The 23,278-nt window shown below is 66.4% G+C and carries 22 protein-coding genes and 1 tRNA gene; 13 read left to right on the plus strand and 10 right to left on the minus strand.

Going from position 1 to position 23,278, the window contains the following annotated elements; all coding sequences use genetic code 11:
• Positions 1-62: 62 nt before the first annotated feature.
• The 10 genes from FR943_RS05925 (at position 63) to FR943_RS05970 (ending at position 11,133) form a co-directional block, all read left to right on the plus strand.
• A complete protein-coding gene (locus tag FR943_RS05925) occupies positions 63-1,235 on the plus strand; it encodes an LLM class flavin-dependent oxidoreductase (RefSeq protein WP_217155429.1) in 1,173 nt (390 codons plus the stop codon).
• Complete coding sequence (locus FR943_RS05930) at positions 1,232-3,076, plus strand: flavin-containing monooxygenase (protein WP_217155430.1); 1,845 nt, start codon at positions 1,232-1,234, stop codon at positions 3,074-3,076. The genes FR943_RS05925 and FR943_RS05930 overlap by 4 nt, the downstream gene beginning before the upstream one ends.
• Positions 3,073-3,915 carry a TauD/TfdA dioxygenase family protein gene (locus FR943_RS05935; protein ID WP_217155431.1) on the plus strand — a complete coding sequence of 281 codons (843 nt, stop codon included), beginning with the start codon at positions 3,073-3,075 and terminating at the stop codon, positions 3,913-3,915. The genes FR943_RS05930 and FR943_RS05935 overlap by 4 nt, the downstream gene beginning before the upstream one ends.
• Positions 3,912-4,832, plus strand: coding sequence for an SDR family NAD(P)-dependent oxidoreductase (locus FR943_RS05940; RefSeq protein WP_217155432.1), 921 nt, complete (start codon positions 3,912-3,914; stop codon positions 4,830-4,832). The genes FR943_RS05935 and FR943_RS05940 overlap by 4 nt, the downstream gene beginning before the upstream one ends.
• Positions 4,829-5,980 (plus strand): CaiB/BaiF CoA transferase family protein, encoded by a 1,152-nt coding sequence (locus tag FR943_RS05945; protein ID WP_217155433.1) that lies wholly within the window; start codon positions 4,829-4,831, stop codon positions 5,978-5,980. The genes FR943_RS05940 and FR943_RS05945 overlap by 4 nt, the downstream gene beginning before the upstream one ends.
• Positions 5,981-5,991: 11 nt before the next feature.
• The gene (locus FR943_RS05950; RefSeq protein ID WP_217155434.1) at positions 5,992-7,161 is read left to right on the plus strand and encodes an acyl-CoA dehydrogenase family protein; all 1,170 of its coding nucleotides are present in this window, start codon (positions 5,992-5,994) and stop codon (positions 7,159-7,161) included.
• 5 nt (positions 7,162-7,166) lie between these two features.
• Positions 7,167-8,087 (plus strand): acyl-CoA dehydrogenase family protein, encoded by a 921-nt coding sequence (locus FR943_RS05955; protein WP_217155435.1) that lies wholly within the window; start codon positions 7,167-7,169, stop codon positions 8,085-8,087.
• Entirely contained in the window at positions 8,084-9,247 is a 1,164-nt protein-coding gene (locus tag FR943_RS05960) for an acyl-CoA dehydrogenase family protein (protein WP_217155436.1), read from the plus strand. The genes FR943_RS05955 and FR943_RS05960 overlap by 4 nt, the downstream gene beginning before the upstream one ends.
• Positions 9,248-10,297: an acyl-CoA dehydrogenase family protein gene (locus tag FR943_RS05965; protein WP_217155437.1), complete on the plus strand. Its 1,050-nt coding sequence runs from the start codon at positions 9,248-9,250 to the stop codon at positions 10,295-10,297. It begins immediately after the preceding gene.
• 62 nt (positions 10,298-10,359) lie between these two features.
• A complete protein-coding gene (locus FR943_RS05970) occupies positions 10,360-11,133 on the plus strand; it encodes a VOC family protein (RefSeq protein WP_217155438.1) in 774 nt (257 codons plus the stop codon).
• On the opposite strand, the gene FR943_RS05975 is transcribed toward FR943_RS05970, so the two are convergent.
• Positions 11,108-11,560 carry a cupin domain-containing protein gene (locus FR943_RS05975; RefSeq protein WP_217155439.1) on the minus strand — a complete coding sequence of 151 codons (453 nt, stop codon included), beginning with the start codon at positions 11,558-11,560 and terminating at the stop codon, positions 11,108-11,110. The two genes, FR943_RS05970 and FR943_RS05975, sit on opposite strands and share 26 nt — an antisense overlap.
• 19 nt (positions 11,561-11,579) lie before the next feature.
• Between FR943_RS05975 and FR943_RS05980 the strand changes: the two genes are divergently transcribed.
• A complete protein-coding gene (locus tag FR943_RS05980; protein WP_217155440.1) occupies positions 11,580-12,002 on the plus strand; it encodes a hypothetical protein in 423 nt (140 codons plus the stop codon).
• Positions 11,999-12,601 (plus strand): GNAT family N-acetyltransferase, encoded by a 603-nt coding sequence (locus FR943_RS05985; protein ID WP_217155441.1) that lies wholly within the window; start codon positions 11,999-12,001, stop codon positions 12,599-12,601. Before FR943_RS05980 ends, FR943_RS05985 begins: the two co-directional genes overlap by 4 nt.
• Here the strand turns inward: FR943_RS05985 and FR943_RS05990 are convergent.
• The 4 genes from FR943_RS05990 to FR943_RS06005 all read right to left on the minus strand — a co-directional run bounded on the left by FR943_RS05990 (position 12,598) and on the right by FR943_RS06005 (position 16,006).
• Positions 12,598-13,047 (minus strand): Hsp20/alpha crystallin family protein, encoded by a 450-nt coding sequence (locus tag FR943_RS05990; RefSeq protein ID WP_217155442.1) that lies wholly within the window; start codon positions 13,045-13,047, stop codon positions 12,598-12,600. The genes FR943_RS05985 and FR943_RS05990 overlap by 4 nt on opposite strands.
• A gap of 215 nt (positions 13,048-13,262) precedes the next feature.
• On the minus strand, positions 13,263-14,126 hold the full coding sequence (locus FR943_RS05995) for a winged helix-turn-helix transcriptional regulator (RefSeq protein ID WP_217155450.1): 864 nt from the start codon (positions 14,124-14,126) through the stop codon (positions 13,263-13,265).
• Positions 14,127-14,166: 40 nt separating this feature from the next.
• Entirely contained in the window at positions 14,167-15,618 is a 1,452-nt protein-coding gene (locus FR943_RS06000; protein ID WP_217155443.1) for a carotenoid oxygenase family protein, read from the minus strand.
• Between the two features lie 151 nt (positions 15,619-15,769).
• Complete coding sequence (locus FR943_RS06005; RefSeq protein ID WP_217155444.1) at positions 15,770-16,006, minus strand: hypothetical protein; 237 nt, start codon at positions 16,004-16,006, stop codon at positions 15,770-15,772.
• Between the two features lie 343 nt (positions 16,007-16,349).
• Between FR943_RS06005 and FR943_RS06010 the strand changes: the two genes are divergently transcribed.
• Complete coding sequence (locus FR943_RS06010; RefSeq protein ID WP_217155445.1) at positions 16,350-18,752, plus strand: cadherin-like domain-containing protein; 2,403 nt, start codon at positions 16,350-16,352, stop codon at positions 18,750-18,752.
• Positions 18,753-18,754: 2 nt separating this feature from the next.
• Here FR943_RS06010 and FR943_RS06015 read toward each other — a convergent pair.
• From FR943_RS06015 to FR943_RS06035, 5 genes are all read right to left on the minus strand, one after another.
• Positions 18,755-18,827, minus strand: a tRNA-Arg gene (locus FR943_RS06015).
• Positions 18,828-19,112: 285 nt separating this feature from the next.
• Positions 19,113-19,445 (minus strand): hypothetical protein, encoded by a 333-nt coding sequence (locus FR943_RS06020; protein WP_246584871.1) that lies wholly within the window; start codon positions 19,443-19,445, stop codon positions 19,113-19,115.
• A gap of 605 nt (positions 19,446-20,050) precedes the next feature.
• Entirely contained in the window at positions 20,051-21,553 is a 1,503-nt protein-coding gene (locus FR943_RS06025) for a sensor histidine kinase (protein ID WP_217155446.1), read from the minus strand.
• A complete protein-coding gene (locus FR943_RS06030) occupies positions 21,531-22,235 on the minus strand; it encodes a response regulator transcription factor (RefSeq protein WP_217155451.1) in 705 nt (234 codons plus the stop codon). Before FR943_RS06030 ends, FR943_RS06025 begins: the two co-directional genes overlap by 23 nt.
• Before the next feature lie 734 nt (positions 22,236-22,969).
• The coding region (locus FR943_RS06035; RefSeq protein ID WP_504970596.1) for a mannosyltransferase YkcB-related protein at positions 22,970-23,278 on the minus strand (309 nt) is incomplete at its 5' end.

Genomic DNA, 23,278 nt, shown 5'->3' on the forward strand with positions numbered 1-23,278 from the left:
GTGCACATCCACCGGCGCCCACCGCCGCTGAACGTGCACAAATCGCCGAGTAAGGAGACAACATGAAGGTCAATTTGGGTACCGGAGCGCAGAACTCCCAGGACTGGGAGCGCGTGCTGGCCGGTGACTTCAGCACCCCGCCCGCCACCCCGGACTACAAATGCGTGCAGGCCGCGCTGGCGCTGGGCGATCTCGCCGAGCCGCTGGGCTTCGACGGGATCTGGTTCCCCGAGCACCACGGCACGCCATACGGCATGACGCCCAACCCGATTCAGGCCCTGACCTATTTCGCCGGGCGCACCGAACGGGTCAGCCTGGGCACCTTCGTCGCGGTGGTGCCGTGGTGGAACCCGATCCGGCTGGCCACCCAGATCGCCTACCTCGACATCGTCTCCAACGGCCGCTACACCACGATCGGTCTGGGCCGTGGCGTGTCCAAGGGCGAGTTCGCCGCCGTCGGGGTGCCGCGTGAGGAGAGCCGCGACCGGTTCAACGAGACGCTGGACATCCTCAAGCTGGCGTTCTCCGGCGAGCGGTTCTCCTACGAGGGCAAGATCTTCAGCTTCCCGGAGATGTCGCTGCGGCCCGAGCCGATCAGCACCGACCTGTTCGACCGGATCTACAGCTCGTCCTCGACGGCGGAATCGCTGGAGATCCTGTCCCGGCGCGGCATGGTCCCGCTGTTCGTGGGCAACAAGCCGATCACCGATGCGGGCGAAGAGGTGCGCAAGGTGAACACCTTCCGTGCCGAGGAAGGCCTTGGGCCGTGTCAGCCCAAGAACGTGATGTTCATGTACTGCGTCAAGGACGAAGACGAGGTCGCCAAGACCGAGGAATGGATCTGGACGGCCAACCGCGACGTCAACGTGCACTACGGCTTCGCCGACGCGTCGAACTTCAAGGGCGTCAAGGGGTACGAGGCCTACGCCGCTCGTGAGGCCAGCGCCACCGCGGTGCTGGCGTCGGAGGTCGGCAACCAGAAGAAGGGCGGCCCGCCCGGATACCACGCCTCCAACCTGTTGATCGGCACGCCGGAAACGGTGTTCGAGAAGCTGAAGGCCGCGCAGGAGGCGTGCTCGTTCTGCGAGGTCACCATCGTCCCGCAGTTCGGCACCATGCCCTACGAGTTGGCGATGGAGTCCACCAAACTGTTCGCCGCCGAGGTGCTGCCCGCGGTGCACGACATGCCCGCCCCGCTGCACCCCGCGGCGCTGCCGGAAAAGGCCAACGCATGACGGAAACAACTTGTGGTCCCACCGACACCCCGGCCGACATCGACATCGACGCCATCCGGGAGAAGTACGCGGCCGAGCGGGCCAAGCGGATCCGGCCCGAGGGCGCCGACCAGTATTTGGAGCTGGAAGGCGATTTCGCCGAGTTCTACGAGGTCGACCCGTACACCACGGTGACCGAACGGGATCCGATCACTGAGGACTCCGACGTCGTCATCCTCGGTGGCGGTTTCGCCGGCCTGCTGGCCGGGGCCTACCTGAAGAAGGCCGGTGTCGAGGGCATCCGGGTCATCGAGATGGCCGGCGACTTCGGCGGGGTGTGGTACTGGAACCGGTTCCCCGGAATCCAGTGCGACAACGACGCCTACTGCTACATTCCGCTGCTCGAAGAGCTCGACTTCATGCCGAGCAAGAAGTTCGCCGACGGCGCCGAGATCTTGCAGCATTGCCGCAACATCGGCAAGCATTTCGGGTTGTATGACGGTGCGCTGTTCTCCACCCAGGTGCGTGAACTGCGTTGGGACGACGCCTCGCAGCGCTGGCAGATCAGCACCGACCGGGGTGACGAGATCCGGGCCCGCTTCGTGGTGATGGCCCAAGGCTCCTACAACCGACCCAAGCTGCCGGGTGTCCCCGGCATCAAGGACTTCGCCGGACACGTGTTCCACTCGGCGCGTTGGGATTACGACTACACCGGCGGGAATGCCGACGGCAACCTGGACAAGCTGGCCGACAAGCGGGTCGCCCTCGTCGGGACCGGTGCCACCGGCATCCAACTCGTCCCGCATCTCGGCCGGGACGCCCAGGAGCTGTTCGTTTTCCAGCGCACACCCTCGTCGGTCGACGCGCGCACCAACCCATCCACCGATCCGGCTTGGGCGGCCTCGCTGCAACCGGGGTGGCAGGAAGAGCGCAAACGCAACTTCCACAATTGGTCGCCGTTCGTCGGGGTGGTGTTCGGCGAACCGGACCTGGTGTGCGACTTCTGGACCGAGCTCGGACGCAACCTGACCGCCCGGATCGCGGCCACGCCGAACCCCGCAGAAGTGACGATCGAGCAGATCATGGCGTTCCGGGAAGAGGAAGATTTCAAGATCATGGAGCGGCTGCGGCGGCACGTCGCCGAGGTCGTCGAGGATCCGGTGACCGCCGAGGCGCTGAAGCCCTACTACCGGTTCATGTGTAAGCGGCCGACGTCCAGTGAGCACTATCTGGCTACGTTCAACCGGCCCAACGTGACACTGGTCGACGTGTCGGAGTCCAAGGGTGTGGAGCGGCTGACGGAGAAGGGGATCGTCGCCAACGGCGTTGAGTACGAGGTCGATTGCGTGATCTTCGCGAGCGGCTTCGAGATCTCCACCGAGATCAGCCGCCGGTTCGCGATCGACCGGATCGTGGGCCGCGACGGAGTGTCGCTGTTCGACCACTGGCAGAACGACTACAAGACCCTGCACGGGATGACCAGCCGCGGATTCCCCAACCAGTTCTTCATGGGATTCATCCAGGGTGGCGTCTCGGCCAACACCACCGCGATGTTTGAACAGCAGGCCCGCCACATCGCCTACATCATCGCCGAGGCGCAGAACCGCGGCGCCACCACGGTCGAACCCAGCCAGCAGGGTCAGGACGCCTGGGTGGCGACGGTCCGCGAACTGGCGATCGACAACTCGGCGTTCGAATTGTCCTGCACTCCGGGCTATTACAACAACGAGGGCCGTGGCGGTGCGGAGCGCAACGGCGCGTTCCTGGGTGATTTCTACTCGCCGGGGTTCTACGCCTTCGACGAGTTGATCGAACAGTGGCGGGCCAAGGGCGATCTCGACGGATTGGAGCTCACCACATGACCACCACGACGGCGCTGCAGACCCGGGACATCAAGCCGCGCATCGGCACCGAGGTCCGGGCCGACAAGGCCACCCTGCTCTCCGGTGACCATGCCGGGCGAATCCGCGAGCTGCTGGAGCAGCGCGGGGTTCTGGTGTTCCCGCAGATCGGGTTCACCGACGACGAGCAGATCGCGTTCACCGAAACCCTGGGCACCTTCGCCCCTGAGCACCAGGGGGAGAAGCTCTACAAAGTGTCGCTGGACACCCAGGTGAACAAGCAGGCCGATTACCTCAAAGGCTCGCTGTATTGGCACATCGACGGCACCATGAACGAGGTGCCGATCCTGGCTTCGCTGCTGCAGAGCGTGGCGTTGGGCAACCCGGATGAGGGCGACACCGAGTTCTGCAACACCTATGCCGCCTATGACGACCTGTCCGATGAGGACAAGGCCGACATCGCGGACCTGCGGGTGATGCATTCGGCGTGGAACACGTTGTTCTACTACGACCCGGAACCGGATACCAAGACGCTGCGCAACATGATGGCGATCGGGGATCGTGAACTGCCGTTGGTCTGGACGCATCAGTCCGGCCGCCAATCGCTCGTGCTGGGTGCGACGGCGCGGCACATCGTGGATGCCGACGGGCCGATCGACTTTCGCCGCAGCGCCGAACTGCTGGTGCGGCTCCGGGATTGGGCCACCCAGCCCGACTTCACCTATCGGCACAAGTGGACGGTCGGCGACCTGGTGATCTGGGACAACACCGGAACGATGCACCGGGCCACGCCGTACGATCCGGCGTCGGGCCGGTTGTTGCAGCGCACCAAGCTCGAGGGCGAGGAACCGTTCGCTTGAGCACGCTCAGATTCGACGATCGGGTCGCCGTCATCACCGGCGCCGGCCGGGGCCTGGGCCGCGAGTACGCCCTGCTGCTGGCCTCGCGCGGGGCGAAGGTGGTCGTCAACGATCCCGGCGGCAGTCTCACCGGAGACGGTGCCGATGCCGCGCCCGCACAGGCGGTGGTCGACGAGATCGTCTCGGCCGGTGGGCAAGCCGTCGCCGTCACCGATTCCGTGGCGACCGCGGAAGGCGGCCAGGCGATCATCGACAAGGCGGTCGAGCAGTTCGGCCGCATCGACGTCCTGATCCACAACGCCGGCACGGTGCGGCGCTCGCCGCTCAAGGATATGAGCCTCGACGATTTCGAGGCCGTGCTCGACGTGCACCTGCGCGGCGCTTTTCACGTTGTGCGCCCGGCGTTTCCCCTGATGTGTGCGGCCGGCTACGGCCGGGTGGTGCTGACCTCGTCGATCGGTGGCCTCTACGGCAACCACGAGGTGGCCAACTACGCGGCGGCGAAGGCCGGGATCCTCGGGCTGAGCAACGTGGTGGCGCTGGAAGGTGCCGCCGAAGGTGTCCGGTGTAACGCGATCGTGCCGGGAGCGGTGACGAGGATGGCCGAGGGGCTGGACACCTCGGCGTATCCGCCGATGGGGCCGGAGCTGGTGGCACCGGCAGTGGGCTGGCTGGCCCATGAATCCTGTTCGGTCACCGGAGAATATTTCGTCGCGATCGCCGGCCGCTTGGCGCGCGCGGTCATCGCCGAGAGTCCGGGGGTCTACCGGCCCTCCTGGACCGTGGAGGAGGTCGGGGAACAGATGGACAACATTCGAGATCTCGGCGCACCGGTGATCTTCCCGGTGGTTCCCGATGGGCACGCCGATCACATCCGCTACAGCTTCGAACGGGCAACCCAGGGGGTCAGCTCATGACAACCGGTCCGTTGCACGGGGTTCGGGTCGTCGACCTGACCGCCATGGTGATGGGGCCGTACTGCACCCAGATCATGGCCGACATGGGCGCCGACGTGATCAAGGTGGAGACGCCCGCCGGCGACAACACCCGGTACATCTCGGTGGGCCCGGCGCCCGGGATGAGCGGGGTGTTCGTCAACGTCAATCGCGGTAAACGCAGCGTCGTACTCGATCTGCGGTCCCCGCAGGGCAAAGACGCCCTGCGGGCACTGATCGCCGATGCCGACGTGTTCATTCATTCCATGCGGGCGAAGGCCATCACCAAGCTGGGCTTCGGCTATGACGACGTGGCCGCGATCAACCCGGGCATCGTCTACACCAACTGCTACGGCTACGGTCGGCGCGGTCCCGACGCGGATCGGCCCGCGTACGACGACACCATCCAGGCCGAGTGCGGTTTGCCTGCGGTGCAACAGCAATTGACCGGTGAGGCCTCCTACGTCGGCACCATCATGGCCGACAAGGTGGCCGGGCTGACCGCGCTGTATGCCACGACGATGGCGCTGTTCCATCGGGAGCGCACCGGCGAGGGGCAGGAGGTGGAGGTCAGCATGTTCGAGACGATGGCCTCCTTCATGCTGGTCGAACATGCCAACGGTGCCATGTTCGATCCCCCGCTGGGGCCGGCGGTGTACCCGCGGGCGGTGACGCCCAACCGGCGGCCGTACGAGACCAAAGACGGTCACATCGCGGCCCTGATCTACAACGACAAGCACTGGAACGCGTTCATCGACCGGGTGCAGCCACCGTGGCAGAGTCCCGAGTACGCCACGTTGGAGCAGCGGGCCCGCCAGATCGACACGGTGTACGGGTTGTTGGCGCAGACCCTCAAGGAGCGCACCACCGCGGAGTGGCTGGATCTGTTCGCGGAGTTGGAGATTCCCGCGGCGCCGATGCTCACCCCGGACGCGCTGTTCGACAACGAGCATCTCAATGCCGTCGGGTTGTTCGAGACCGTCGACACTCCGCACGGACGGGTGCGGATGCCCGGGGTGCCGACCTGGTTTTCCCGTACCCCGGGACACGTCGGCGGCTACGCGCCCGAGTTGGGGGCGGACACCGACGAGGTCCTGGCCGAGTTCGGCATCACCGGCAAGACGGCGTAGAAAGGCCTGCAGTGGATTTCGAGTTTGGTGAGGCGGCCGACACGCTGCGCGGTGACCTGCGCGCCCTGATCGCGGACCAGGTGCCGGCCGACTTTCTCGGCGCGTTCACCGACGACCCCGCCGATCTGGCAGTGGCACAACAGTTCTGCCGCACCCTGGCCCAGCAGCACTTGCTGTGCATGTCGTGGCCCAAGGAGTTCGGCGGTGGCGACGCGTCGGTGTGGGAGCAGACCGTGGTGCGCGAGGAGATGTGGGCGCACCACGAGCCGCGCGGCGCCCAGTACATGGGCGTCAACTGGGTGGGGCCGATCATCATGCGGCACGGCACCGAAGCGCAGCAGCGCAAGCACCTGCCGCCGATCGCCAACGGCGAAGTGATCTGGTGCCAGGGCTTTTCCGAGCCGGAGGCCGGTTCCGACCTGGCCTCGCTGCGGACCTTCGCACGCCGGGAGGGCGACGGCTGGCGGGTCAACGGCCAGAAGATCTGGACCTCCTACGCCACGATGGCGCAGTGGATCTTCCTGTTGGCCCGCACCTCCAAAGTGGGAGAAGGCGCAACCCAGAAGAAACAACAGGGCATGACGATCTTCCTGGTGCCCATGGATTCGCCGGGCATCCAGGTACGCCCGATCCGCACGATGATGGGTCCGCACCACCTCAACGAGGTGTTCTTCGACGATCTCAAGGTCACCGAGGCCGATGTGCTGGGAACGGTCGATCAGGGCTGGTCGATCGTGCAGGACGTGGTGTCCTTCGAACGCGTCGGCATCGCCCGCTATGCGCGCTGCGAGCGGCTGTTGCAGGCTGCGCCCGAGGTGCTCGGTGACGCCTGGGAGCAGTTGCCCGCCGAGTTGCGGGGCCGTTGGACCCGGATGCTCACCCATTGCCGCCGGGCCCGGCTGATGGCCTACCGCGTGGTGGCGATGCAGGCGGCCGGACGGGTGAATCCCGGTGACTCCGCCGCGTACCGGATTGCGGTGACGAGGCTGGATCAGGAGAGCGCCGAAGTGCTCATGGAAATTGTGGCGGCGCTGCCGCGTGGTGGGGACAGCCGTGGTGAGTACTTCCGGGCCGAGGTGGAGGACCACTGGCGGTACTCGCAGGCGTCGACGGTGTCTTCGGGCAGCATCGAGATGCAACGCATCCTGTTGTCGCGCAGCATGTTGGCCGGAAAGGCGTGACGGGGATGATTCTGGATCTCGGCGACGACGCCAAAGAGTATGGGCGCCAGGCGCTCAAGGCCTTTGAGGCGGCCGGTGGCGATGAGCTGCTGGCTCAGGCCGATGCCAAACCCGAAACCCGGTCGGGCTTGGTCACGCAGGTGCTGGACGGTCTGGCTGTGTTCGAGCTTGAGCCACGCACCGATGCCGACTCGCTGGAGGCCGCGGCCGCGGTGTGCCGCAGCGCCGGGTATTGGGCGTTGCCCTATCCGGTCGCCGAGCGATTGGCGCGCCCGGCCGATCTCGACGCCGACGGGTTGGTGGTCATCGATTCCGATGCGCCGGAGGCCGCGCTGCACGGGTTGGACAACCGTTGGGCCACTGTCACATTGGACGGACAGCGCAGCACTGTGGGCAGTACCGGTGCCTGCGGTCCGTCTTTCGTCACCGCGCTGGAGCTGTCCGCGGTCGACGATGCGGGCGCCGCGGACGTGGCGCTGGCGTTAGCGTTGCCGGCGTGGACGCTGCTCGGGATGCTGGATCGGGCCATCGACCTGACCGTCGCACACGTCAGCTTGCGCAAGCAGTTCGGCCAGACGTTGTCGTCATTCCAGGGTGTTCAGTTTCAGCTGACCGATGCCGAGGTGGAACGCAGCGGTGTCGACATGTTGGCCAAGTACGCGCTGTGGAGCCTGGGCACACATCCGGCCGACGAGGCGATCAACGACGCGCTGGCGTTGCGGCTGGCCGCGATCGAGGCCGCCGAGGTGGTGTTCCGGGTGTGCCACCAGTTGCACGGGGCGGTCGGTTTCTGCGACGAGACGGTGTTGTCGTGGCTGTCGCGCTACAGCCAGCCGTTGCGTCGTCTGCCGTTCGGGGTGTCCAAGACCCGTGACACGCTGACCGCGCGGCTGGGCCGGCGCGGACTCACCGGGTTGTTCTCGTGACCGGGCTGGACGACTTCCGGGCCACAGTCCGGGACTGGTGTGCGGCGAACGTCCCGAAAGACTGGCGCGCCAACCAGACCGGTGTCGGCGACGACGAGTTCGTGGACTTCCAGAAGGCCTGGTTCGCACAGCTGCACACCGCCGGGTACGCCGTCCCGCATTGGCCGGCCGAGTGGGGCGGCGGCATGAGTGTCCCCGAGCAGATCGTGCTCTTTCAGGAGCTGGCCGCGGCCGACGCACCGCGGCTGGTGCTGGCCTTCGTTGGGATTCACCACGCGGCTTCCACCCTGCTCGCTGCCGGGACCGACGAGCAACGCAAAAAGCACCTGCCGGCCATCCTCGACGGGGAGATCTGGGTGCAGGGCTTCTCCGAGCCCGAGGCCGGCTCGGACCTCGCTGCCCTGCGTACCACGGCCAGACCCGATGGCGAGAACTTCGTCGTCAACGGCCAGAAGCTGTGGGCCAGTGGTGCGCTGCACGCCGATTGGTGCCTGCTACTGGCCCGCACCGATCCGGAAGCGCCCAAGCGGCACGGGATCTCGTATTTCCTCATGGACATGACCACGCCGGGTATCGATGTGCGGCCGATCCGCAACGCGGTGGGGGATTCGCACTTCTGCGAGATCTTCCTCAACGATGTGGCGGTGCCCGCGGCCAACTTGATCGGCCCGGTGAACAAGGGCTGGCAGGTGGCGCAGGCCACGCTGGGCGCCGAGCGTGGCATGACCATGCTGGAGTTGGCCGAGCGGCTGGGCAATGCGGGCTTCAGGTGGCTGCTCGATGCCGCCCCGGTCGACGATCCGGTGGTGGCAGACCGGTTGGCGCAGTTCGAGATCGAGCTGACCGGGCTGCGCGGGCTGTGCCGGGATCTGGTGGAACGCAGCGAGGCCGGTCAGGCCGGCCCGGCCGACGCCTCGATAGTCAAGCTGTACTACAGCGAATTGTTGCAGCGGATGACGGGATTCGGTGCGGAGCTCGGCGGCCTGAACGCGCACACCGTGTTGACCAAGCCGGCCTCCAGCGGCTGGGAGTCGGGCGCCTGGATGCTCGACTTCATCGGATCCTGGGAATGGACCATCCCCGGCGGAGCCAGCGAGATTCAGCGCACCATCATCGGTGAGCGTGGCCTGGGTCTGCCCCGAGAACCGAGTGCGGTGTAGATGAGCGACTTTCCGGATTTTTCCGAGATCCACGCCGAACTCCGTTCGGTGGCAGCCGATCTGCTGGCCAAGGACACCGTCGACTGGCCACTGCTGGTCTCGGCGGGGTGGATCGGACTGGACGCAGCGGAGGAGGCCGGCGGAGCCGGGGCGACCTTCGCCGAAGTCGCGGTGATCTGCGAGGAGCTGGGCCGCGCCGCGGCGACCACCAGCTATCTGGGCGGTGCCGTACTGGCCATCGGCGCACTGAATGCCGTACCACCCAACGAGTCCCGTGATGTACTGCTGCAGGCAGTCGTGACCGGTGACGTCCGTGCCACGCTCGCCCTGCCCGGGGGCGCTGAGCCGGCGCCGTTCGATCTGGCCACCACCCGGCTGGGCTGGCGGGTGCACGGCCGGGCCACGTTTGTGCCCGACGCAGCAGGGGCGCAGCGCCTGCTGCTGCCCGCACGCGATGCGGACGGGACCGCAGTACTGGTCGACGTGGCGGCCGACGCACCCGGGGTGACGGTCACCGAGCAACCGGTGCTCGACGAGACCCGTCGCCTGGCCACGGTGACGGTCGAGGGGGTGGAGCTCGGCGAAGCGGCGGTGTGGCAGTTCGACGGAGACTCCGAGTCGGCGCTGCGCGGGCTCACCGATCGTGCCGCACTCGCGGTGGCCTGTGACAGCCTCGGTGTCGCACAGGCCATGCTCGACGCCACGGTGTCCTACACCGGGGTACGTCAGCAGTTCGGCCGGGCGATCGGCTCATTCCAGGCCGTCAAACACGCCTGCGCCGACATGCTGGTGCGGATCTCGGTGGCCCGGCAGCTGGTCGAGGCGGCCATCGGTGCGCCGGGGCCGCATGCGGTGGCGATGGCCAAGGCGTATGCCACCGAGGCGGCCGTCGAGGTGGCCGGAAAGGCCATGCAGTTACACGGCGGCATCGGCTACACCTGGGAGAGCGGCGTCCACGTGTATCTCAAGCGGGCCGCGCTCAATCGTTCGTTGTTCGGCTCACCGGCCGAACACCGCGCGCAGCTCGGGCGGCGTTACCAGCAGCGATGAGTTTTCACCGCGGCGATGGTCAGACCTGATGACAGACCAATCGCCGTGAAGGAGAAACCATCGTGGTCACCCGTCAGAGCGCGCCGCTGGGCGCCCCCACCTGGATCGACTTGAGCACTTCAGACCCCGAGCGTGCCCAGCAGTTCTACGGCACGGTGTTCGGCTGGAGGTTCGAGAACAGCGGTCCCGAGTACGGCGGGTACGTCACCGCCTCTGTCGACGGCCGGGTGGTGGCCGGCCTGATGCGCAACGATCCGCAATGGAACGCCCCCGATGCCTGGACCACCTACCTGCACACCGCCGACGCCGACGCCACGGTGGCGGCGGCCACCGCGGCCGGCGCAAGCAATTGCGTTGGGGTGATGGACATCCCGGCCAAGGGCCGGATGGCCATGCTGACCGATATCACGAACGGCTTCTTCGGTATCTGGCAGCCCGGTGGGCATGACGGCTTCGCGGTGTTCAACGAGGCGGGCGCACCGACGTACCACCAGCTGACCACCACCGACTACGCCCGGTCGCTCGACTTCTACCGGACCGTGTTCAGCTGGAACACCGAGACGGTTTCGGACACCGAGGAATTCCGGTACAGCACCGCCAATTTCGACGGCGAAGCGCTGGTCGGCGTGATGGACGGCAGCGCCTTCCTCCCCGCGGGCGCCCCGTCGGTCTGGAGCACGTTCTTCGGCTCCGACGACGTGGACAAGAGCATCGAACTGATCGTCGCCAACGGCGGGTCGGTGCTGCGCGCCGCCGAGGACACGCCGTACGGCCGGTTGGCCGCGGTGGCCGATCCCACCGGGGCCGAGTTCAATCTGTCGTCGCTGCCGGGCTGAGCGCGAAGTCGGCGAAGTCGAAGCCGGGTACCACCACGCAACTGACCAAGGTGGGCTCGTCGTCGCGGGGCCTGGCCCGTTGCCAATGCCCTGGCGGGACGACCAGTTGCGGATGCTGCCCGGCGGAGATGTCGGGGCCGAGCAGAAGGCTTGTCGCAGTGTCTTTTTGCGCGCCTATCTCGAGGACCAGGGGGCTGCCGCGGTGGTGGAACCACAGCTCGGCGCTGCGCACCGTGTGCCAGGCCGACTGTTGGCCGGGCATCAGCAGGAACAGGATCGCGGTTCCGGCGTTGCGTGGCCCGGTGTAGCCCGACGGCAGCGAGGCCTGACTCACCGTCAGCTCGCTGCGCCAGGTCTCGCGGTACCAGCCGCCTTCGGGATGTGGGGCGAGACCCAGCCGTCTGGCCCAGTCGGGTAGTTCGGTCACACCCGATAGTCTCGTCGTCATGGTTCGTCTACGTCCAGGGTGGCTGCTGGCACTGTGTGCTGCGGTCCTGGTGGTCGTGGCCTGGTTGCCGTGGCTGACCACCAGCGCCGACGGCGGCGGCCGGGCCAACGCGATCGGCGGGGTGGTGGGAAACGTCCCGTTGCCACCCGGCTTCGGCGCCGGGCAGCTGATCGTGCTGCTCGGGGCCGGACTGATCGTGGCCGGGGCGATGGCCGGACGCGGTTTGTCTCAGCGGTGGGCTTCAGCTGTGGGGCTGGTGATTTCGGTGGCCCTGGTGGCATTGACGGTGTGGTACTACACGCTCTACGTCAAAGGGCCGGTGGCCGCGGGGTACGGCCTCTACATCGGTGGCGCGATGGCGGTGCTGGCCGCGCTGTGCTCGGTGTGGTCGTTGGTGTCGACACCGGAGCGGCGACCGTGAGCGAGTTTGTGACGCCCGTGGAACTGACCGGGCAGCGCGTGCGCCTGGAACCGTTGACCCGGGCGCACATCCCCGAGATCGACGCCGCGGCCGCCGACGGTGAGCTGGGGTCGTTCTGGTACACGATGACGCCGCAGCCAGGTGCCGCCGCCCAGTGGGTGCAGCGGATGCTCGATCTGCGGGCGGCTGACCGCGGCGTGAGTTTCGTGGTGCGCGATCGCGACGGCCGGCTGGTGGGCTCCACGAGTTTTCTGAATGTGGACGGGCCCAACCGCCGTTTGGAGGTCGGGCACACCTGGTATGTCGCAGACGTGCGTCACACCGCGGTCAACGCTGAGACCAAGCTGTTGATGCTCGGCCATGCCTTTGACGAATTGAATTGTGTGGCAGTGGAATTGCGCACACATTTCTTCAACTTCGCCAGCCGGGCGGCGATCGAGCGGTTGGGTGCCAAGCTCGACGGAGTCCTGCGCAGCCATCAGTTGCTGCCTGACGGTTCCCGTCGGGACACCGTCGTCTACTCGATCCTGGACATCGAATGGCCCGCAGTGCGGTCCAGCCTGACGTTCAGGCTGGACCGCCGCGGCGGGATCAACTAGTCCGCATCGACAGTGGTGGGTTCGATCGATTTTCGGTCGGTGCCGTGGGCCACTTCGATCTTGCGCGGCCTGGCACGTTCGGCCATCGGGATGGTGACGGTGAGGACACCGTTCTCGTAGGTGGCGGAGATCGCCGAGGTATCGATCCCGTCGCCGAGCGACAACTGTCGTCGGAAGTTACCGAAGAATCGCTCATTGGTGAGCCACTGCGCAGATTCTTCCGAACGGGCGGTTCGATGCGCCGAGATGGTGAGCGTGCCGTTGTCGACGTTGACGTCGACCGAACCCGGATCGACACCGGGAAGGTCGGCGGTCAGCACATAGTGGTCGCCGATCTTGCAGAGGTCCATCGGCATGAACCGGGGTGTGCGCGTTGACCCTGAATCACCTGACAGCAAACTCCTGGTCAACACATCGAGGTCACTGAACGGATCAAAACGAAGCACAGCAATTCACCTCCCGTACGTCTCAGAGCCCGCCACCCTGGCGGGCAGCCAATCACTGTGCACCGCCGATATTAGCACTCGGCATGTGGGAGTGCTAGAAATTTTCCTGATGTGTCGCGTCGGAGATCAGGACGCCCTCCGCGGTGTTCGGCACCGATTCTCGGCGGAGTCTGGCAGTGCCTGCAGCAACTGCTGTGGCGGCGTTGCGATACCGGTCAGACAGCGGACACCGTGGCTCCGGTGAGCAACTCGCGGCACTGGTCGCATCGCAGCGCAGGGGAGAAGGCATGGCCGTGGTCGGTGTGCGTGAGGAGCACTGCGGGGCCTTCGTCGGCGGGGAACGACCGTTGCGCCCAGGCCAGTGCGGTCACCAAAACGGGCAGGAATGCCGCGCCCTTCGGCGTCAGCCGGTAGTGCGGGTCACCGTCGGCCTTGGTCAGAATCCCGTTGTCCCGGAACGTCTGCAGGCGGTCGGCGATCGACGCGGGTGAGGCCGCCAGCGCCCGTTGGAACCCGGAAAACCTGGAGGTGCCGGTGAACGCCGCCACCAGGATCGCGAACGCCCAGCGGTTGCCCAGCACGCTCATGGTCTGGGGGAACAGGCCCGATGGTGAGTCGCGCCGGTCATCGGCGGATCGGCGGCGGTTTGTCACCGTGGGCAGCGACCGCGACCAGCCCCCGCTGGGCCCCCACCTGGCAGTCACGTCGTCGGTCGCGATGGGACCGCCACAATGGGCACACGTCAGGACCGGCCTGAATTCGGCGCCGCAGCCGAGGTGCCGCATCGGGGGCAATGGTTGGCGGTGCTCGGGTACCCAGCGGAGTTCCCATTCCCAGATGGACGCCAGCACCGGCCACAGGGCCCGGCCGGTCGCGGTGACCAGGTATTCGTCACGCGGGGGCCGTTCCTGATAGCGATGACGTTGCAGCAGGCCCTCTTTGATGAGGGAGCTCAGTCGTCGGGTCAACACCGAATTGGAGATCGGCAGTCGTGTTGTGAATTGCCCGTAGCGGGTGGCGCCCAGCAGGGCCTGTTGCATCACCAACATCGTCCACTCGTCGCCGACGAGGCTGAGCATCTGTCCGACGGCATTGATGCCGCCGGGCGGCGACAGGGTGTCAGTCACGTACCAGCCATCGGCGCAGTTCGTCGCCCGGCGCCCAGGTGGAATGGGTTCCGCTGGAAACTCGTTCCGGCAGAGCTAGTTTGCATACCGGCCCGTCGGGAACCCGTGCCGCATCGAACACCAGGCAGCAGGACGCGTCGTCGTTCATGTCCGTGGTGATGGTGACGAGGTAGCCGTCATCTTCGCTGCGGCTGCCCACCCGCGGCGCCATCGCGGTCTCGCTGCCGTACACCCCGTCGCCGAAGGCGTAGCGGTCTTCGGATCCGGTGTGCAGATCGTGGCGGACCAGTCCGTCGAGCAGGAACCAGCCCGGCTTACCTGTGGCGGCGTAGGCGTAGCGGTAGTCATGCCCGGCGTACCCGGGGTTGATCATGCCGAATTCGGTGATGCTGTCTGACAATTGCTCTTCGCGGGTCTGGCCCGTGACGAGGTTGAACCGCCAGCGGTGCAGTCTGGTCTGCATCTTGTCGAGCGCCAGGGCCGGTGTGGCGTGGCCCTGGAAGAACCCGTCGAGAACGATCTCGTCCCCGTCTTCGTAGGCGTTGGTGAAGTGCAGGACGTAGGTGGTGTCGGCTTCGAACCATCTGACGTCGCCGGCCACGCCGCGGCGGGGGAGAACGGCGAACCGGGACGGCATGTCGCGGTGCAGCTTTGGCAGGTGCACGTTGCTGCTGAGAAACTTGGCATCCCAGAACAGCGGAAAGTCGTTGAGGATCACGTAGTTCTCGGTGTATGCCATGTCGTGCGGCAGCCGCGGTCCGGGTAACTCGACGTCGACGTAGTGCACCAGTCGGTTGTCGGCATCCACCACCCCGTAGTGCATGTACGGCGGCTGTTTGCTGTAGTTGAAAAACAGCATCTCGCCGGTGGCGTGGTCGGCCTTGGGGTGCGCGGATACTCCCCATTCGGTGGGGAACGCTCCAGCCCAGTCCTCTTTACCCAGGTCCTCGCCGGTGTACGGATCGATCCGGTACAGGTCACCGCACTGGTAGAAGCTGGTCAGCGCGACGCCGCGGTGCACCGTCACGTCGGTGCTGGACGCGTCCTTCATCAGGGTGCGCGCACCCCAGCCGTAGTCGCGTTTGGCGAGTTCGATCGGCTCGGCGATACCCGGCCACAGCGGTCCGCCGGCCTCATTCTCGGCCCGGAAGCCATCCGTGCGGATGAACCTGTTGCGGTAGAACGCTTTTCCGTCCTGAAAACCGACGATGTGCAGCATCCCGTCACCGTCGAAAGGGTGGTAGTTCTGCAGCGCCGGATGTAGCGGGTTCTCGGTGTTGCGCAGGTAGACGCCGTCGAGGTCGGCGGGGATCTCACCGTCGATCACCGTCAGATCGTCGGCATCGAACTCGGTGGTCTGTGGGCGCCACGCCCCGGTGCGATAGGGGTGGTCGTCATCTTCGGGCAGGGTGGACAGGAACTTGGTGACGATATCCGTCTGCATGTCGACTCCTTCCGCGCTGACAGCTCAGACGTCCTCCATGTCGCCGAAGGTACTACAACTAAGAGAGTGACCCAAGGGGGTAAAACGCGTAACGCCGTGGCGGGAATCCGGGAAGGATGCCCGCCACGGCGTTACCCGTGGCTAGGTCGACTCAGTCGTGGTGGCCGTGACCGTGGCCGTGCCAACCACCACCGTGCCAGCGCGGGCCACCGTGCCAGCGGCCCCAGCCGGGACCTTCGACACATGCCTGCACGTAGCCATACGGCCCGGTTGCGCAGATGTTGGGACCGGCCGAGGCCGGAGCTGCACCCGCGACTGCCACTCCGACCGGCACCGCCAATGCGCCGAGCCCGACTGCCGCAGCCGTCATCAGTTTCGAACGGATCATTTTCACCTCCGGGTTGTTAGCTGTGTTCGAGCTCAAGACCCCCGTCTGTAGATAACATTAGCCCATCTCACGATGTTCCTGACAATCGCCTGAAAGTGCACGGTGCAGCCCATTTGCTCTCAGCGGGCTCGCCCCGGTAACGGTATTGAATTTATTTGCCAGGGCAAACGACATCCGATGATGCCCTCTCGGAGTGTTGCCAGCCGGGATGTGAGACGCATGGGTCGCGTGGTGCGGGCGAGGGGACCGGCGAGTTTTGCCCGCCAGATTGTGGGCTCGGCCTTGTATGCTCAGCTGCCGGCTTTGACGCTGGCGTCAATGTGGCTGACAACGGGGGCTCCAGGTGTCAAAACGTTCTGGTGACGCGTCGGGCTGGGTCGGGGCGGGTGTGATCGCCCTGGGGATCGGAGCGGCCCTGGCGAGTGCCCCGGCCGTGGCATATGCCGACGACGGCGCCGGGGACGCGGGAACCTCGGAATCCTCGACTTCATCGCCCGCCAAGTCGCCCACCGGGCCTGCCAAACGTGCCAAGGTCAAGCGGTCGGATGCGGACGCGGATGTGCGCCGCGGCAGGATCGCCGATCGAGCGGTCGAGGCGAAGATCCGACCGGAAAGCGTCACCCGCCAGATCCGGTCGAGGGTGCAGGTGCGTCAGGAACTGTCCGACTCGGTGCGTGGCCGTGCCGCCTTCGGGTCGGCCCGTGGCAGTCGGGGGAGCGCGGTCGAGGACGGCACGGCGGCGTCGTCTATTGCTTTGCCCACCGATCTGGGGCGATCGCAACGCAATTCACCCGCTGCGGTCGAACGGTCTGCAACGGTCGAGGCCCCCGCAGCCGTGTCAGGCGCCGCCACCACGCTGGAGACGGTCGACACCCGGGTCAGTGTGCCGAAGGTTTCGGTCAAGGTCCTCGATGCTCCGGAACCGGCAGCACCCCCGGTCAGCCGAACGCTGGTGGTCTCACTGCTCAGCGCCCTGGGCTACAACCCGACCGCGACGGGCCCGTCCGCCCCGGTCAACCCGAATCCACTCCTGGTCGGGCTGTGGGGTCTGTACCGCCGGGTCGAAGCGGTGGTCGCCAACGAGGCGCCCACCGCGGGCACGCCGACGGTCACCGGCAGCAGCCTGGTCGAGGGGCAACCGTTGTACTCGGGGACGCTGGGTTTCACGGATTTCAACGACGACGAGCTCAGCTATCAGGTGGTGGAAGGGGCCCAGCACGGGACCGTCACCGCCAATGCGGATGGGACGTTCACCTACGCGCCGACCGACCCCGAGTTCAAAGGCATCGACACGTTCAGCATCGCCGCGCGGGACAACGCGCTGTTCGGCGCCAACGTCACGACGGTGTCCTACCGCGTGTCGGTCGGGGGAGCGGTGACGCAGATCGCCCTGCCCACCGGCACCACGCCCCGGGGCACGGCGGTGGTGGACCCGGTTCGCGGTGTGGTGTACCAGACCAGCGAATACGTCGCCGACGGGCCTGGGCGCGGCGTCGTCGTCACCGAGATCGGGCCCGACGGCATCGCCCGTACCATCACGTCGACACCGTTGGCGGGCAGCGCATCCGGCGGGGCCGTCGTCAACCCTGTCACCGGGGCGCTCTACCAGGTGACCGTGCAGGACACCACGTCGACCGTGCACATCATCGACCCCACAACCGGTTCCGTCACCTCGACGCGGACGCTTGCCGGCACCTCGGGGACGGAACTCGTGATCGACGCCGATACCGGCGTCGCCTACCTGACCGCCGAACAAGGGGTGTACCTCGACGAGGTGACGACCACGGTGTACATCATCGGTCCCGACGGAAGCGCCGCCGGCTCGGAAACCCTTGGGGGAGCCAGTAATCGCGAGCTTGTCGCGGCGGGTGGCGTCGTCATCCACCCCGACACCGGAACCGTGTACCAAACCATCACACACGACGAGCAGACGACGATCTGGATCGTCCGATCAGACGGATCGGTGCAGCAGTTCGCCGAGCCGATCGCCGGCAACGCGTCGGGCGGCGTGGTGATCGACGCGGCCGGCAACCTCTATCAGACCACCGACGTCACCGGCGGAGTGGACGTGACGCTCATGGACAAGACCGACGGCGACGTCCTGCAGCGCTGGCACACCAGCGGCAACGCGGCCGGTGGTGTGGTGATCGACGCCGCCGGCCACGTCTACCAGACCAGCGACGGCTTCTACGGCGATGCGCTGACCACCTGGGCCACCGTGGTGGAACGGCTCAACCCGGACGGCACCACAACCTGGCTCACCGACATCGATCGCGATGGCGACGGCGATGCGGAAACCCTGGTGCTGCCCGGCCACGCGACCGAGCCGGTGCTGATCAACCCGGTCAACGGCGCCCTGCTTCAGATCACCGACTGGGCCTACACCGGCAGTGGCGCCCGGTGGTCGTTCACGATCACCAATGTCGACGGACCCGACACCCTGATCCCGATATCCGTCGGGCTGCCGGAACGTACCGCCGCGATCGACCCGGTCAGCGGGCGGGTGTACCAGTCCAGCTGGAGTTTGGATGATTCGACGTCGAGCACGTCGCATCAGCTGACCGCCATCGACATCGACGGCAGCCACCACGTGGTGCTCGCCGGCCTGCCCGACGGTTACGTCTACGGCGTCGCGGTGGATCCGGCCAGCGGTGATGTCTACGTGACCACCGACTCGGGGCTGTGGGTCATCGCGGGCGACGCCACCGGCGGGGAGCACACCCTGCCCGACGTCATACAAGCCTGACGTGCCCCCGGCAGGATTCGAACCTGCGACACCGGCTTTAGGAGAGCCGTGCTCTATCCCCTGAGCTACGGGGGCGTGGGACCTATCGAAATAGGTGTCGAAAACCCATAGGGACGATTCATGCTAGACGCCGAACGCCGAATCGGCGGCATCGGGGCTGCTGCGCGTGGTTCCGGTGAGGGCTACGAGGCTGGTGCGCTGGGTGAGATAGGTGTGACTTCCCCGGGGGTAGAGCTGTCCCTCTGGGGTGCTCAGGAGGCTGCGGGTGGGTGATGCCGCTGGTGGATGTAGGCGGCGATTGCGTTGCGGCCCAGGGCAAATCCGTTCATCACCCGTGCTGACGGGTGGCGGTGTGGGCGGTCATGCGTCCGCCGTAGAGGGTGCGGTCGAGGGAGTTGTTGAGGGATTCGGCGTCGTCACGCAGCCGTAGCAGTGGTCGTAAACGCTGTCGCCGTCTTCGGTTTTGGTGTGCTGGCGTAGGTGTTCGACGTCGGTGGTGTCGATCCGTTGGTGGTGCACGCTGCCGCAGGTGGTGGCGAAGTCGAGGTACCTCCGGTAGATGCCGGCGCGGTTTCGTCGGGCGTAGACCTTGGCGACCGGCAGGGGTTGGAGGTGGGTGTCGCCGGTGTCGAGGATGGCGCCTCCGTGCACCACATCATCAGCCGGATCCAGGTGAAGGCATGCTCGATCCATACAATGCGCAGCGTCGGGAACGCTCGAAGGCCCCGCCGAAGAACCTGACGATCTTCAGGCGCTCCTCGGCATCGGCCGAGCCGCCGTCATTTGGCCACCCAAAATGTGTGTTAGCTGTCAGCGGTCTAAGTTGCAGCTATCATCTGCTGGTAGATGGTTAAATCCCTGTATAGAAGCACCTTCGAATTCAGTGCATAGTGTCTGCACAGGGTCTCCATAGTGTGCTGACTGTAATGTTCCCGTTGCGGTGATGAGATCGCCAAGCATCAAAGTTGCTGCGGTGCAAGCGGTGTCAATCAACATCCGCGCACGGAAAGGAATGAGAATGAAGTCGTATCCGCGTCGCCTGATCGGCGGAGCCGCAATCGTCGGTGGAATATCATTGGCCACGTTGGGATTCAGTGGGGTGGCGAATGCCGCTCCGCCGCCCCCGCCGCCTCCTGGGCCGGGGCCCGCGCCGTGCGCGCCGTTCCAGCCGTGCCCTCCGCCGCCTCCGGGTCCGCCCGGTCCCGGTCCCGGCTTCGGGCATCCGGGTGGCCCAGGCCACCGCTAGCAATACTGCGGGTGCGGCGCGTGCAACGGACGCGCCGCACCCGGCGGGGTACCTAGTGTGCCACGATCGCGGGAAGCGTTATGGCGAAGGCGGTTTCGCCCGGGGCGCTCCGAACCTCGATGGTGCCGGCGTGAGCCTTGACGAGTGCCCGCACGATGGCCAGGCCCAACCCCGTGCTCCCCGCTCGTCGGGACCGGGACGAGTCGCCGCGCGCGAAACGCTCGAATATTTCGGGTAGTTGGTGCTTCGGAATGCCCGGTCCGTTATCGGTCACCGTCAGGACCACCTGATTATTTCCGTTTCGGCACAGGGTGGTGTTCACCCGCGTTCCCGCTGGTGTGTGTACCCGAGCATTCATCAGCAGGTTCGCCAGCATCTGGTGCAGCCGAAGGCGGTCGCCGGCGACCAGTACCGGCTCGTCGGGCACATTGACCGACCATCGGTGCTCGGGGCCGGCCACATGAGCATCGCTCACGGCGTCTACGCAGAGCTGGGACAGGTCTACCGGCTCGCAATCGATTGAGCGGCCGGCGTCCATGCGTGCCAAGAACAACATGTCCTCGACCAACTGGGACATCCGTTTGGATTCGGCGTCGACGCGTTCGATCGCGTGCGCCAGGTCTTCCGGGGCGTCGGTGAGTCTGCGGCGGGCCAGTTCGGTGTAGCCCCGAATGGATGCCAGCGGTGTGCGCAGTTCGTGGCTGGCGTCGGCGACGAATTGTCGTACCCGAGTCTCGCTCGCATGCCGGACCGCCAGCGCGTCGGCGATGCGGTCGAGCATCTGGTTGAAGGCCGAACCCAGTTGTCCCACCTCGGTGCGGGCGCTGTCCGGGTCGACGGGTACCAGGGGCGTGGGCAGGTCGATTTCACCGTGGTCGAGCTCGAGCTGTGCGACCCGGTGCGCGGCGGCGGCAACTCGCGCCAGCGGCCCGAATTGGCGTCGGGTGATCACGATTCCGGCGGCGGTGGCCAGGATCAAGGCCGTTGCCGCGACGGCGCTGAAGAAGCCCAGCGTCGACAACAGGGTGTTGGTGACGCCGGCCATCGGCAGACCTGCGACGACCGTGCGCCCGTCGTCGGCGGTGACGCTGACGAGTTTGTAGGCGCCGAGACCATCGAGATCGATATGGACCAGTGTCTGTTTCCCGATCCCGGAAAGCTGCTCGAACGCTCTGGGTGACAGCTCCCGTCGGTCTCCGTCGGCCGAGATCACGGCCGCCTCTGAGGTGGAGCTGTCGGAGACCAGAGCCCCGACCGTGCCGACCGACTGACCTGGGCCGTCGAGAAACATCGGCCCGGGGCCCTCGAAGCGCACAAACGGTGGGGGCCCGAAGTTGTAGAACGCCACCGATCGTGTTCCGGCGTCGAATACCTGCCGCTCCAGCTGCTCGGTCAGGAAATGATTCATGGCCAGCAACGTCCCGGCGCCGATGCCGACGCACACAAAGGTGAGCAGTCCTGCGAGGACCAGCAGCAGGCGGGTTTGCAGGGGCCACGCGCGGGGGCGCCGAAGCCGTGCCCGCGATCGAGGTTCAGCGGGGTGGCTTGAGGACATATCCGGACCCGCGGAGCGTGTGGATCATCGGTGTGCGGCCGGCGTCGATCTTGCGGCGCAGGTAGGAGATGTACAACTCGATGACGTTGGAGCGTCCGTCGAAGTCGTAATTCCACACGTGACTGAGGATTTGCGCCTTGGTCAGCACTCGTCGGGAGTTGTGCATCAGGTACCGCAACAACTCGAATTCGGTCGCAGTCAAGGTGATTTCGTCTCCGCCACGGAACACTTCGTGGCTGTCCTCGTCCAGGATGAGATCCCCGACGACGAGTTTCGATACCCCGGTGTCGTCGGAAACACCGGTGCGCCGCATGAGCGCACGCAACCGGAGTACGAGTTCCTCGACGCTGAACGGCTTGGTGACGTAGTCGTCGCCGCCCGCGGCGAGTCCGGCGATGCGGTCTTCGAGCGACTCCTTGGCCGTCAGCAGGAGCAACGGCAATCCAGGCCGTGTTTCGCGAAGCTTTCGCAGCACTTCCAGGCCGTCGATGTCCGGCAGCATGATGTCCAGAACGACCACGTCGGGTGGGTTTTCATTGGCTTGGCGCATGGCCGACGACCCGTCGGCGGCGATCGAGACGTGCCAGCCCTCGTACCGCAGCGCCATCGACACCAACTCGGCCAGTCCGGGTTCGTCATCGACGACGAGCACCTTAATCGGGCTGCCGTCGGCGCGCGTCATCATGCCTCGCGCACTGGCCGCCATCGATGTTTCAGCCGGAGCATCCTCGGAACTGGGCACCGGCAGATTCTCGTAAGTCGCGTTATGCGCCGACTGTGGTGATTCTGTGGCACAGCTATGAAGGTGCCGGAGGAGCGGTGCCGGCCCGACGTTGCTGGATTCACAGCTCACGGATAGGAAAGACCAAGCAGCCGCATAGTCCATCTCGTGACGATTACTCTGCCGCCCAACGTATCGCCTCGGCGGCGTGTATGCGTATCGACGATGAGAGGAAGTGAATTGTGCGAACGATGAAGCGTCGGGCCGCTGCCGGTTCGGCCCTGTTAGCACTGTCGCTGTTCGGCGGAGCGACCATCGGGTCTGCGGTGGCTGCGGCAGCACCGCCTCCACCTTGTCCGCCCGGAGCGCCCTGCGGGCCAGGTGGTCCGGGTGGACCGGGATTTGGGCCAGGTGGTCCGGGTGGACCCGGGTTTGGCCCGGGTGGTCCGGGATTGCCGCCGCCTCCGGGTGGTCCGGGGTTCGGGCCGGGTGGTCCGGGTGGACCGGGGTTTGGCCCGGGTGGTCCGGGATTGCCGCCGCCTCCGGGTGGTCCGGGGTTCGGTCCGGGCCCGGGTCTGCCGCCGCCTCCGGGACGTGGCCCCTGCCTGCCGTTCACGCCCTGCTGATCGAGAACGATCTGAGCCCGGCACAGCCTCTGCTGTGCCGGGCTCAAATCTATGTGAGGAGCGCGGGCCTCACTTGAGCGGAGCGGTCAGGTCGTAGATCGTCACGCCGTCGACCTTTGTGCTGCTGAAGTGCTGTTTCACCCAGTCTTTGATGTGCTCGGCCTCGGAGTCGCCGTTCATGCCGGGCGGCTTGATCGGCGGGAGCCCGGGTTGGCCCGGCATCGCGGGCAGTCCCAAACCTGTTGACTCGACGTAGTAATGCACCCGGCCCTCGGCGACGTAGGCCTGGAACTGCCCGAGCGTCGGTGCGGGATCGGCCGAACCGAATCCGCCCAGCGCCATCACCGGGAGGTCGGTCGCGAGCTGGTAGTAGCCGGC

The sequence above is a fragment of the [Mycobacterium] fortunisiensis genome, assembly GCF_019050325.1.
Lineage (GTDB): Bacteria > Actinomycetota > Actinomycetes > Mycobacteriales > Mycobacteriaceae > Mycobacterium > Mycobacterium fortunisiensis.